General features: G+C 62.7%; 11 protein-coding genes, 3 tRNA genes and 1 pseudogene. 4 read left to right on the plus strand and 11 right to left on the minus strand.

The annotated features are described in order from the left end of the window. Positions 1–384, plus strand: a pseudogene (locus tag K0F86_RS06590) (hypothetical protein); the annotation flags it as partial. Positions 385–453: 69 nt separating this feature from the next. Here K0F86_RS06590 and K0F86_RS06595 read toward each other — a convergent pair. Beyond that, entirely contained in the window at positions 454–1248 is a 795-nt protein-coding gene (locus tag K0F86_RS06595) for an alpha/beta fold hydrolase (protein WP_219133671.1), read from the minus strand. Positions 1249–1535: 287 nt separating this feature from the next. Here K0F86_RS06595 and K0F86_RS06600 point away from each other — a divergent pair, with 287 nt between their 5' ends. Further along, positions 1536–1970, plus strand: coding sequence for a hypothetical protein (locus tag K0F86_RS06600; RefSeq protein WP_219133673.1), 435 nt, complete (start codon positions 1536–1538; stop codon positions 1968–1970). Between the two features lie 152 nt (positions 1971–2122). Here K0F86_RS06600 and K0F86_RS06605 read toward each other — a convergent pair. Continuing rightward, positions 2123–2198, minus strand: a tRNA-Asn gene (locus K0F86_RS06605). 258 nt (positions 2199–2456) lie between these two features. Here K0F86_RS06605 and K0F86_RS06610 point away from each other — a divergent pair. Beyond that, positions 2457–3164, plus strand: a complete 708-nt coding sequence (locus tag K0F86_RS06610; protein WP_219133675.1) for a GntR family transcriptional regulator — start codon at positions 2457–2459, stop codon at positions 3162–3164. Between the two features lie 70 nt (positions 3165–3234). On the opposite strand, the gene K0F86_RS06615 is transcribed toward K0F86_RS06610, so the two are convergent. From K0F86_RS06615 to K0F86_RS06635, 5 genes are all read right to left on the minus strand, one after another. Then, positions 3235–4533 carry an NCS2 family permease gene (locus tag K0F86_RS06615; RefSeq protein WP_219133676.1) on the minus strand — a complete coding sequence of 433 codons (1299 nt, stop codon included), beginning with the start codon at positions 4531–4533 and terminating at the stop codon, positions 3235–3237. A gap of 91 nt (positions 4534–4624) precedes the next feature. Further along, positions 4625–5026: a GtrA family protein gene (locus K0F86_RS06620; RefSeq protein WP_219133677.1), complete on the minus strand. Its 402-nt coding sequence runs from the start codon at positions 5024–5026 to the stop codon at positions 4625–4627. Positions 5027–5169: 143 nt separating this feature from the next. Beyond that, complete coding sequence (locus tag K0F86_RS06625) at positions 5170–6648, minus strand: cytochrome c (protein ID WP_257572012.1); 1479 nt, start codon at positions 6646–6648, stop codon at positions 5170–5172. Next, a complete protein-coding gene (locus K0F86_RS06630; protein ID WP_219133678.1) occupies positions 6645–8303 on the minus strand; it encodes a GMC family oxidoreductase in 1659 nt (552 codons plus the stop codon). Before K0F86_RS06630 ends, K0F86_RS06625 begins: the two co-directional genes overlap by 4 nt. Further along, positions 8300–8959 carry a sorbitol dehydrogenase family protein gene (locus K0F86_RS06635; protein WP_219133680.1) on the minus strand — a complete coding sequence of 220 codons (660 nt, stop codon included), beginning with the start codon at positions 8957–8959 and terminating at the stop codon, positions 8300–8302. Before K0F86_RS06635 ends, K0F86_RS06630 begins: the two co-directional genes overlap by 4 nt. Before the next feature lie 306 nt (positions 8960–9265). Here K0F86_RS06635 and K0F86_RS27395 point away from each other — a divergent pair, with 306 nt between their 5' ends. Beyond that, a complete protein-coding gene (locus K0F86_RS27395) occupies positions 9266–9397 on the plus strand; it encodes a hypothetical protein (RefSeq protein ID WP_257572013.1) in 132 nt (43 codons plus the stop codon). 112 nt (positions 9398–9509) lie between these two features. Here the strand turns inward: K0F86_RS27395 and K0F86_RS06640 are convergent, their stop codons facing one another. From K0F86_RS06640 to K0F86_RS06655, 4 genes are all read right to left on the minus strand, one after another. Beyond that, positions 9510–10220 carry an alpha/beta fold hydrolase gene (locus K0F86_RS06640; RefSeq protein WP_219133681.1) on the minus strand — a complete coding sequence of 237 codons (711 nt, stop codon included), beginning with the start codon at positions 10218–10220 and terminating at the stop codon, positions 9510–9512. Positions 10221–10405: 185 nt separating this feature from the next. Beyond that, positions 10406–10481, minus strand: a tRNA-Asn gene (locus K0F86_RS06645). A gap of 135 nt (positions 10482–10616) precedes the next feature. Beyond that, positions 10617–10692 (minus strand) — tRNA-Asn (locus K0F86_RS06650). Between the two features lie 93 nt (positions 10693–10785). Next, complete coding sequence (locus K0F86_RS06655) at positions 10786–11112, minus strand: Dabb family protein (RefSeq protein ID WP_219133684.1); 327 nt, start codon at positions 11110–11112, stop codon at positions 10786–10788. Between the last annotated feature and the right edge of the window lie 166 nt (positions 11113–11278).

The following is an 11278-nucleotide window of genomic DNA, read 5'->3' on the forward strand; positions in this document are numbered from 1 at the left end:
GTGGCCCCGCACGCGGCGCAGGCGGCCACCATCGTCAATACGGCGGCCCCGCCCTTGCCTGCGGTCGCTGCCACAACGGCAAGCGCGAGCGCCAGTGCGCCACGCAAGACGGCACCGCCCGCGCGGCCGCAGGGGCAAAGGCCGGCCGCAGCGCCCGGCGACAGCGACGTCGCCTTGCTGACGGCGATGGTGGCCCATGCGCACCGGCAGGAAGGCACGGCAAAGCCCGTGCGCGACGTGGTGCTGCGCCAGCGGGAGCAAGAACAGGAACAGGAAACGGCGGAACTGTTGCAACGCTGCAAGCAGCTGGGCCTGATCGAAGGCATGCTGTGCCGCTCGCGCATCTGCTCGGGCCGCTGGGACAGCGATCCCGCCTGCCATTGAGGTCGACGCGGCCGCTGGGACGTCAGGTCCGCCTGTCGCGGCTGGTCAATACCCGGTGATCGGGGTGGTCTAGCATGTGTTTCTCGGGTGAGCGGCCGCGTCCATGCGGCCTTGCAAAAAGCCTTCCATCAGCGCCAGCAATGCCTGTGGCTGCTCCTGGTGCGGTGCATGCCCGCATTGTTCGACCATGGCAGGCACGGCGTTGAGGGCCTGCGCCACGATCGTGTCGACCTGGGCCGCGCTGCCGTACTGGTCCTCGCTGCCCTGCAGCACCAGCGCCGGACATTCGACGGAAGGCAGCAGGTATTCGATGTTCCAGAACTGGAAACCGTAGCTGAGCCAGGTATCCGACCAGGCCTTGAAGATGGATTCCGTCTTGTCGCCATGGTATTTCGCCAACGCGCGCAGCTTGCCGGCGCCAAACGCCGCGTCCGCCACGCGGATGCCATCGAGCGTGACGCCCTCGACAAACACGTGCGCCGCTTCGGTGATGATGCCGCGCAAGCGCGGCGGCTGCTGCGCCGCATAAATGAGGGCGATGCTGCCGCCATCGGAGTGGCCGATGAGAAAATGGTCCTGTCCCGGCAGCAGTGCGGCGAGCACTTGCGGCAGCTCGCACAGCGCGTAGTCGTGCAAATAATGGAGCTGGCGGCGCGCCGCCAGCGGCGACGATTGCCCATAGCCGTGGCGGTCATACAGCAAGCCGCGGCAGCCCGTCGCCTGGCATAGTTGCGCGGGAAAATCTTTCCACATCGCACAGCAGCCGAGCCCCTCGTGCAGGAATACCAGACAGGGCTTGGCGGGGTCGCCGTCGATCAGCTCGTAATAGATATCAGTTTCGGCACTCAGGTTCAGTATCGGCATGGGCTAGGCTCGCAACGGGTTGCGCATCGACAGGTCGGCTGCGCCTATTGTGCCATTGTCCTGCGCGACATGCGTGGCGCCCCCATAAAAATAGCCAACGGGAAAAGATCTTGCCCCTTGCCTGCAAGGTGTTTGCGCCAGCACAAGTTAGCGCCGTTTTTCCGGTGGCGCGGCGCGCTTTTTGCCCGCGCGTTTGCCTAGAATGGCTTACTCCAACAGCATGGAGCAGGCGGCTACCTTATCAGCCAGGACGTGACACTGGCCGTCACGGCAACAGATAGGGCGTCTTGCCACGCGACGTCAGGCGCGGCGTCCAAACTATCGATCAGGAGTACATCATGGAAATGAAAGTAGAACATCGCACCGGCAGCAACCTGGCACTGGAAGAAACAGATGCGCCGATGGAGCAGGAAGGCAAGAGTGCAAAAGGCGCGGCGGCACAGGATCTGAATTTGAGCTCCGCCGCCTTCACCACCTATTACACGTGGACCGCCAATGGCGTGCATCCTTCGGTCAACTTCGCCAATGCCAACGTGAAGGCCAATTCGCGCGTATTTCTCAATATCAGCGAATATGCCGCGACTCCCCAGGATCGTTTCATTGGCGCCGCCCGCATGGCCGTGTACAACATCGCGCCATATAACGGCGGTTTCCTGGCCTGGGTGGAAATCTCCTGGGGCAGCCCGCTCAAAGTGCGTTTCGACGTGTTTGTTGATCCCTGATCCGGGAAACACTGAGCATGCCCCTGCCACCAGCAGACCGGCATCGCGCACGTCGTTAAGGCACTGAAAGCTTGGATGGCGTGAACGGGAAACCGCGCGCGCAAAACAAAAGGGCCACGTGTTGCCACGTGGCCCTTTGCTACTGCTTGTTCTGGCTCCCCGACCTGGACTCGAACCAGGGACCTGCGGATTAACAGTCCGTCGCTCTACCAACTGAGCTATCAGGGAAAGGAGGCCGAATTATATACGTCAAAATTTCGCATGTCCAGTTTCAATCTGCATGGCCAGCAAAATACGCCGCCAAGGAACAAGCATTGCCAGGTGGCTGGGTGCGTCTGCGCGGCGCCACGCAAGATAGTAGAATAGCCAGGCCTTGCCGACACGCAAGGCACTAACGGCATGCCGGCAGCGGGGCGTCGACCACCCCGCTGCCGGCATGCGCTTGCAAGGCTCATCCTTGCCCCTGGCTGACTGCTCTCACCCGACATGACAGAATCAAGCGCATCCCTGGTGAACAAGCCCGGCAGCGGCGACAGCTCGGCGGAAATTGCCGAGCATATCGCGGCCGCCATCGTGGCGCGCCAATTGCCGCCCGGTACGCGGCTGCGCGAAGAGGCGCTGTGCCGGCTGTATGGCGTCAGCCGCACCAAGATCCGCGCCGCCCTGCTGATCCTGTCCAAAGACAAACTGATCCGCATGGTGCCTGACAAGGGCGCCTTCGTCAGCCAGCCCACCGAAGCGGAAGCGCGCGACATCTTCGCCGCGCGGCGCATCATCGAAGCGGCCCTGGCGCGCGAATTCGTCGCGCGGGCCAAACCCGCCGACTACCGCATGCTGGAGCGGCACCTGAAAGCGGAGCGCCTGGCGCTGGCACAAGCGACGCCGCTGCGCTCGCAACTGCTGGGCGACTTCCACGTCTTGCTGGCCGACATCGCCGGCAACGCCGTGCTGCGCGATATCGTGCGCGAACTGGTGGGCCGCAGTTCGCTGATCACCATGCTGTACCAGTCCGGCCATGCCGCCGCCTGCTCGTACGACGAACACGGCCGTTTTCTGGAAGCGGCGCGCAGCGGCGACGCGGACCTGGCAGCGCGCTTGATGGTCGAGCACCTGACGCATGTGGAAGCGGCCTTGCGCTTCGACGGCAGCGCCGGCGACACCAGGAAAGACCTGGTGGCGGCGCTGCTGATGTAAGCCGCAGCAAAAGAAAAGGCCGCCCTGCTGGTGCACGGGCGGCCTTGTCACATGCTTGCCGGCAAACTCGCTATTCGCCCAGGTAGATAAACTTGAACAGGAAGATGGCGGCGATGATGTAGGCCACCACCGATACTTGCTTGCCCTTGCCCGTCAACAGTTTCAATACCGCGTAGGTGATGAAGCCGAACGCCACGCCGCTGGCCACCGAATAGGTAAACGGCATCATCAGCGCCGTGATGGCGGCCGGAATGCTTTCCGTACTGTCATCCCAGTCGATATACGTCAGTTCGCGCAGCATCAGGCACGCCACGTACAGCAGCGCTGGCGCCGTCGCGTACGGCGGCACCGTGTGTGCCAGCGGGGCGAAGAACAGGCTGCCAAGGAACAGCAGCGCGACGGCCACGGCCGTCAAGCCCGTGCGGCCACCCGCTTGCACGCCGGCCGCGCTTTCCACGAAAGCCGTGGTGCTGGACGTGCCCAGGCAGGCGCCGGCGGCAATCGCCGTGCTGTCGGCCAGCAAGGCCTTGTTCATGCGTTCCATCTTGCCGTCTTTTAATAAACCGGCACGGTTGGCAACGCCCATCAGGGTACCCGTCGCATCGAACAATTCCACCAGGAAAAACACCAGCACCACGTTGACAATGCCGATCGACAACGCGCCCATGATGTCGAGCTTGAACAGGGTCGGCTCGATGGCGGGCGGCGCCGAGACGATGCCGTTGAACTGGTTGCCGCCAAAGAAGAAGCTGGCGATGGTGATGGTGAGGATGCCGATCAGGATGGCGCCCGGCACTTTCAGGCGGTCCAGCGCAACGATGATGAAGAAACCGAGAATGGCCAGGATGGGCGCCGCCTGGTGCAAGTCGCCCAGCGCGATGATGGTGGCGGGGTTCGATACCACGATGCCGGCGCTTTTCAGCGAAATGATGGCCAGGAACAGGCCGATACCCACCGTGATCGCCGTGCGCAGCGCGGGCGGGATGCTGTTGATGATCATCTCGCGCACCTTGAACAGGCTGACCAGAATGAACAGGCAGCCGGAAATGAAGACGGCGCCCAGCGCCACTTCCCAGCTCATGCCCATGCCCTTGACCACCGTGTACGAGAAATATGCATTCAAGCCCATGCCCGGCGCCAGCGCGATCGGATAGTTCGCGTACAAACCCATGATCAGGGTGCCGATGGCGGCCGCCAGGCAGGTGGCAACGAAGACGGCGTCTTTCGGCATGCCCGCATCGCCCAGGATGGACGGGTTGACGAAGATGATGTAGGCCATCGTCAGGAATGTGGTCAGGCCGGCCAGCAGCTCCGTGCGCACATTGGTTCCGTTGTCCTTCAGTTTGAAATAGCGTTCCAGGAACTGCATGATTAACCCCTTGTTTTGGTAAAACCGCGCGCCTGGTCTTGGACTATGCGCATCTTTTTTTCTTGCAACAACTACTTACTTGCTTACTTGATTACTTGCCTGGCGCGCTGGCCGGCTTGAAGGCCCACCAGCGGCTGCCCGCGAAATTCCAAATCAGGCCGATACCCGTCGCCAGCACCTGCGCCAGCCAGTAATACCAGCCCAGCTGGTGTACCAGCAGCCACATCAGGCCCGTATTGATGCACCAGCCGATGCCCAGCAAGGTGAAATACTTGGACGCCGCCTCGCCGTGGCCCTTGTCGCTTTTAAACGTGAAAAAGTAATTGAGGAGGTAGTTGACGACGGAACCCAGGATGTAGCCGATGCCGGAAGCGGCGGCGGCGCTGATGCCGGCCCATTCCACGCCGCCCCACAGCACGCTGTATTGCACGGCCGTGCCGGAAGCGCCGACAGCGGCGAAACGTAAAAATTGGTGATGCAGGGAATGAGACATTGTCAATTTTCAAATGAGCGAAAGCAGGATCGGGCCAGAATAAAAAATGGCTACGATTGCTCGTAACCATTTTTCAGCCTGCATTTTACTGCAAGTTGCGCCCAACGTTCATATTCGCCGCCGATACGCCACGGCTCCGACGCCTATTTCTTGACTTGACGGCGCCGGCGCAGCCACACAAACAGCGCGATCAGCAGCAAGATGCCCACGATGCCACCCGGCAGCATGAACGGTTGCACGCGTGCCAGCAGCGGTTTTTCGCCGCCGCTGCGCGCCTGCGCCACATACGCGGGCGTGACGGACACATCCGGGTTGCCATACTGTTTCAGCACGTAGTTGGCGATCGAAGCGATCTGCTCGTCCGTCAACGGCTGCACATACGAACGCTGGTCGAAACGGGGCATGAACGCTTCGTGTTCTTCCCCTTCGATCTTGCGCTCGACGCCAAACAGGATGGCCGAAACCAGGTTGGCCGGCGTGGCGCCGCCCGTCGCCGTGTTGTTGAACAGGGCCGGATAGCTCTGGCCCATGCTGCCGGCGCCGCTGGCCGAATGGCAGCTGGCGCAATAGCCGGAAAACAGCACGGCACCGCTGTTGAGCGAGTGGTGCTCGGTGGAACTGGCCATGCCGCGCAGCAGCGGTTCTTCGCTGGCCGCGCTGCCATGGCTGAACGCAGCCTTGGTCTGCCCCGGCGCGCGCACGGCGGGCACCGTGCGCAAGTACGCGACGATGGCGGCCACGTCATCGTCGCGCAAGAATTGCAGGCTGTTCTGGATGGCTTCGGCCATGCCGCCCGCCGCCTGCCCCTTGCCTTCCACGTGACCTGTTTTGAGGTAAGCAGCGATTTCCGCATCTGTCCAGGCGCCGATGCCGCTGACCTTGTCAGAGGTGATATTCGGCGCATGCCAGGAACCAAGCGACGCGCCCGCCAGGGTCTGGCTGCCGATTTCCGCCATCAGCGCGTTGCGCGGCGTATGGCAAGCGCTGCAGTGCGCCAGGCCTTCGGCCAGATAGGCGCCGCGGTTGATCTGCGCGCTCTTCGCCGGATCGGGCACAAAGCGTTTATTGTCGAGGAACAAGGTGTTCCAGCCCAGCATGGACAGGCGCACGTTGAACGGGAATGGCAGGGCCGTCTGGCGCGCCGGTTCATCGACGGGCTGAACGGCCTGCATGAAGTAGTAATACAGGTCGCCCACGTCCGCATCCGTCAGCATCGCATAGCTGGTGTAGGGCATGGCCGGGTACAGATGACTGCCATCGGCACGCACGCCCGCACGCAAGGCGCGCGCAAAGTCGCTTTCCGTGTAATGGCCGATACCGCCTTTTTTCGATGGCGTGATATTCGTCGCATAAATCGTGCCCAGCGGCGAATCGATGGCATAGCCACCCGCATACGGCTTGCCGCCCGCTGCCGTATGGCAAGCCATGCAGTCGGCCGCGATGGCCAGATAGCGGCCCCGCTCCAGCCGTGCATCGGGCTTGGCGGCTGCACTTGCGGCCGGCGCGGCCGGACGGTCCGGCGTCAGGGTGACGGGCGGCGCCGGTGGCACAGGTGGTAAAGCACGCGCGGCCAGCGGCAAGCCGGCCGCCAGGGTCAGGCCCAGCAAGAAACGGCGCATCATGCTGCCTCCCTTGCCAGGGTGCGGGCGATATCGTCGGCCGCGCGCAAGCCGAGCGCGGCCATGCTGAGGGTCGTGTTGACGACGCTGGCCGACGGCATGGCGCCGCCGCCCGGCAGCCACAAATTGGCATGGTCGTGGGCGCGGCAATTGCCGTCGACCACGGAATCAAGACGGTTCGAACCCATGATGACGCCGCCCATGATGTGGTTATTCGCGTTCAGGCTGTCGGTGATATGGAATTCCACGGCGCCGAACAGCTTGCCGATGTGTTCCAGCTGCGCATGCGCGGCCTTCGCGCCATTGCGCACGTAGTCGCCCACGTCGTAATAAATGTCGGGACAGGCCAGGCCCAGCGGGTCCTTGCGCGTCTTGCTCAAGGTCAAGCGGTTGTGCGCTTCAGGCAAGGGTTCCAGGCTGATCGACAGGTCCACGCCAAACGCGGCGCGGCGGCGGATTTCATCGTCGAGGTCCTTGCCCACCAGGCCCAGCTTCAACGATTGCTGGGTGGCAGGTCCGACCCTGGTGATGTTGTTCAGGATCATCTTGTTGGCCGAATACTGCGCGCGGAAGGCGCCGTCGCGCGGCCCTACCAGGCAGCTGCTTTGCGCCGGGCCACGGCCCGTCCAGATCGGTTCATTGGCGAGGAAGGTACAGTGGAAGCCCGAGTGATCCATCATGTTGCGGCCGACCTGGTCCGAACTGTTGGCGATGCCGTTCGGATTGTTCTGGTTGGCCGCCAGCAGCAGCAAACGCGGCGTTTCGATGCCGTTGCAGGCAATGACGAAGGCCTTGCCCGTCGCCATGTGCGACTGTTTCTTGGCGTCATACCAATGCACGGCCGTCACGCGGTTGTTCTGGTCCGTGTCGATGCGGTAGACGACAGCCTCGGCCAGCACGCCCGCGCCTTTCAGCTCGGCCCGCTCCACGTGGTGGATGCCGTTGTACATGGCGCCGATGGGGCAGATCGGCTGGCAATTGTTATTGCCGCAGCAAGTGGGACGGCCCTGCCATGGGCGCGTCGAGCGCCCTTGCGGAATCGGCACGGAGCGGTAGCCGTGCGGGTTGACCACTTCGGCGAAGCGCTTGTCGCCATAGCCCCAGGGCACCATGTCCATCGGATACGGTTTGCTGCGCTCGGTGGGCGACTGCTGCGCCGGATCGTTGGGGCCGGCCACGCCCATTTCCTGCTCGGCGCGGCAATAGTACGGCTCCAGTTCCTCATAGGAAATGGCCCAGTCGCGCCCTACCCCGTAATCGCTTTTCATGCGCATGTCGGTCGGCAAGTGGCGCCAGCACGACGCGGCCCAGTGCCAGGTGGTGCCGCCTACCGTGCGCAGATAGCCTTGCTGGAAACTGCTGCCGCTGGGGCCGGACAATTCCACATAATTATTTTTTGGGAAATACAGGGGCGCGGGCGCATTGTCCGCCTGCGGATACAAGCCCTGGAAGTCGGAACCGACGCGGTTCTCGAACGGCATGTTGCGCCAGTTTTCCACGGCTTGCCCCCGCTCGATGCGCAGGCCCGCTTCCAGCATGATCACGGAGTGGCCTTGGGCGGCCAGCTGATCGGCCATCATGGCGCCCACGACACCGGTCCCGACGATGACGACATCGGCGACGACGTCGCCATTACTCTTGAATTGCGGTGATTTCATTTTGCTTGCTTGCCTTTCGGTTCGGGAGTGCCGGTGGTGGCCGGGGCCGGTACGGGTTTTGGCGCCACGGGCGCGGAGACGCGCACGGCCGGCGGCGCCTTCAGCCACCACAGGGGGCCATAGTTGCAATAGGTGGGCACGACCTGGCCATCGGCCACCGTGCGGTACATCAACGCTTCCGCATACGCGACGACGATGGACTTCGTGCCCTGCGCCGCGTTGCCGGCGACGGTGCCCGTGTACCAGGCGGCGACGATGGCCAGCGCCAGCTCGCGCAAGCCGGCGTCCGCGGCGGTGGCGGCCGCCAGCAGCGCCTTGGCTTCCTGGCCCGTGACGAGCAGCGCGCCCAGCCGTGGCAAATGATCGGCAAAGCCGGGCACGTTGCTGCGCATGGCTTGCTCGATGCGCGCCGCCGTCGCGGCGGACAAATCGCGGTGGCCCGTGATGGTTTGCGACAAGGTGTAGAACAGCATGGTGGCGGGCGCCAGGCCGGGCGCCGCAGCACTGGCCGGCGACGGCATGGCGGCGGACAGGGGATTGCTCCAGAAACCGGCCTGCGCCAGCAAGGCGGCCAGACCGATCAGGGCGTGGCGGCGGCTGATGCGGGGAAGGGATGAAACGGATGCTGCAGATGGTTCGCTGCCTGGATGGTTCATGAGACTCCCGCAAGACTTGTTGTTTTGTTGACTTGGATGATTGCATTACATTGCATTTACGCATATGGAACCGGTTCCACCATTATCCTACAGAAATAAATTGTTTGCCAATGGAGTATGGCTACCGCAACAGTAGTGGGCAATTGACGAGGCACGACCTTCGCCGCCGCGCTGTACGGCGTACGGTGCCACGCGCGATGATCTGCGGCAGATGCCGGCCGAGCCTGCCCTTATCGAAGTATTGATCGCCATGCAGCGGCGCATGCAGTTGCATGGCTACCGGCAGCGCCGGCCGAAGCGCAGCAGTTGCAGAACCGCCTTGGCGTCAACGGCAATAACACGGCCGCGCGCAAGCTGTATTTGCGGCTGGGATTTCAGGTACAGGCGAAAGAGAAGGTGCAGGAGCAGCTGGTGTGGAGTGCGGCGCCATGCCGCTGACCTTCGACGTGGCCCGCATGCAGCACGGCGTACATGCGAAATATGGCACGGCCTTCCACGGCGATCCGCCGGTGAGCAGGACGGCCGCCAACCTGGCCAGGGTACGTCTGTTTCACTCGCAGGCAATGCCGGCAGCGGCCTTGCGAATCAGCGACGCCACCGCATGGGCTTGCGAAATGTAAATGGCATGGCTACCGACAACTTCGACCACCTTCGAGCCCGCTCGTTGGGCCATCTCGCGCTGCATCGCCGGTGCAATCATCTTGTCACCGGTCGCGACCAGGTACCAGCTGGGCTTGCTCCTCCAGGCCGGCGCGCTGACCACTCCGGTCAAGGCATCCATTCCCCAGGGCACTTGCGATGCCGCCATGAAGTCGGCCTTTCCCTTGGGTACATCGGCCGCGAAGGCGGCCGCAAACTTTTTCTGGTCGAGCAACAGAAAACCATCGTGCGGCGGCAAGATCGGCGGCAGCGGCGCGCCAGGCGGGGCATGCTTCAGCAAGGAATCGACAGACTCGCCCTGGTCCGGCACGAACGCCGCGATATAAACCAATGCCTTGACCCTGGGGTCGTTCCCCGCTTGCGTAACCACGGCGCCGCCGTACGAATGACCGACCAGGACCACGGGGCCCGGCACTGCGGCGATGACCCGCCGGGTCGCGGCCACGTCGTCCGCCAGCGATAGCGTCGGGTTTTGCACAATGGCAACATGACAGCCATCGTCACGCAGCACCCGGTAGACCCCTTCCCAGCCCGATCCATCGACAAAACCGCCATGCACGAGCACGATCGTTGCCGGCCCCACGCCTGTGACTTCATCCATGTCAGCCTCTCCCCGAAGTTGAAAGCGATGACAGACCCGCCAACGCCTTGTCCCCTTTAGTCTATCGCCGGATGCCTGGCCCTCCGTGCGGCGGATCAAGGGCAGGCGACACGGGCGCCTCATGCGGGCCCCGAAACGCAAAAAGCCCAACCGTTCAAGGCTGGGCTTTCTGCTGCTACATGTTCTGGCTCCCCGACCTGGACTCGAACCAGGGACCTGCGGATTAACAGTCCGTCGCTCTACCAACTGAGCTATCAGGGAAAAGAGGCCGTATTATATAGGCCAAACCTGGCGCTGTCCAGATTTCCATAGGGGGAATCTTATCTTGCCCCAAACCACGCGCTGGTGCCGCAATAACAAAAAAGGCCACGTTTTTCAACGTGGCCTTTCGAATTCTGGCTCCCCGACCTGGACTCGAACCAGGGACCTGCGGATTAACAGTCCGTCGCTCTACCAACTGAGCTATCAGGGAAAAGAGGCCGCATTTTATAGGGTAAATTTTACGATGTCCAGATTTCCCTCTGAAAAATGTGTATTTTCCCGACGTCACCCTGCCCGGCTGCGGTCAGCCGGGATGCTCTTGCGGGTAGTAATCAAAGACCAGCACGCGACCCAGCCATGGCTTGAGCTGCTCGACAAAGGCCAGGTGGGCCGGATGGGTCAGATACACGTCGCGCGCAGCGGCATCGTCGAAGGTCAGGGTAAAGCAATCGGTAAAGCCATCATCGAGGCCTTCCGGGCTGACGTTCGGCCCCCATTCAAATTGCCGCACGCCAGGAATGCGGTGTTTGAGTTGGGAAAACTCATAGACGAGCTCGGCGTGCTTGACGGACGTGACGCCATCGAGAAAGTCGCACAGGACGATGTGGCGCAAGGCGGAGGTACAAGTCATGGGAAGGGGCTCCTGAAGTGATGCATTCAGGATAGCGCAAAACGCGATCACGCACCGGCCAGCCCTGCTGACGGCGCCGGAAAACAAAAAAGGCCATGTTTTTCAACATGGCCTTCCGAATTCTGGCTCCCCGACCTGGACTCGAACCAGGGACCTGCGGATTAAC

The organism is Janthinobacterium sp. UMAB-60 (genome assembly GCF_900095235.1).
Taxonomy (GTDB): domain Bacteria; phylum Pseudomonadota; class Gammaproteobacteria; order Burkholderiales; family Burkholderiaceae_D; genus Janthinobacterium.

Bases quoted from the DNA above. Each gene is read 5' to 3' on its own strand.
- K0F86_RS06640 (WP_219133681.1), bottom strand. From the start codon at position 10,220: ATGGATGAAGTCACAGGCGTGGGGCCGGCAACGATCGTGCTCGTGCAT.
- K0F86_RS06635 (WP_219133680.1), bottom strand. From the start codon at position 8,959: ATGAACCATCCAGGCAGCGAACCATCTGCAGCATCCGTTTCATCCCTT.
- K0F86_RS06595 (WP_219133671.1), bottom strand. From the start codon at position 1,248: ATGCCGATACTGAACCTGAGTGCCGAAACTGATATCTATTACGAGCTG.
- K0F86_RS06610 (WP_219133675.1), top strand. From the start codon at position 2,457: ATGACAGAATCAAGCGCATCCCTGGTGAACAAGCCCGGCAGCGGCGAC.
- K0F86_RS06655 (WP_219133684.1), bottom strand. From the start codon at position 11,112: ATGACTTGTACCTCCGCCTTGCGCCACATCGTCCTGTGCGACTTTCTC.
- K0F86_RS06615 (WP_219133676.1), bottom strand. From the start codon at position 4,533: ATGCAGTTCCTGGAACGCTATTTCAAACTGAAGGACAACGGAACCAAT.
- K0F86_RS06630 (WP_219133678.1), bottom strand. From the start codon at position 8,303: ATGAAATCACCGCAATTCAAGAGTAATGGCGACGTCGTCGCCGATGTC.
- K0F86_RS06625 (WP_257572012.1), bottom strand. From the start codon at position 6,648: ATGATGCGCCGTTTCTTGCTGGGCCTGACCCTGGCGGCCGGCTTGCCG.
- K0F86_RS06620 (WP_219133677.1), bottom strand. From the start codon at position 5,026: ATGTCTCATTCCCTGCATCACCAATTTTTACGTTTCGCCGCTGTCGGC.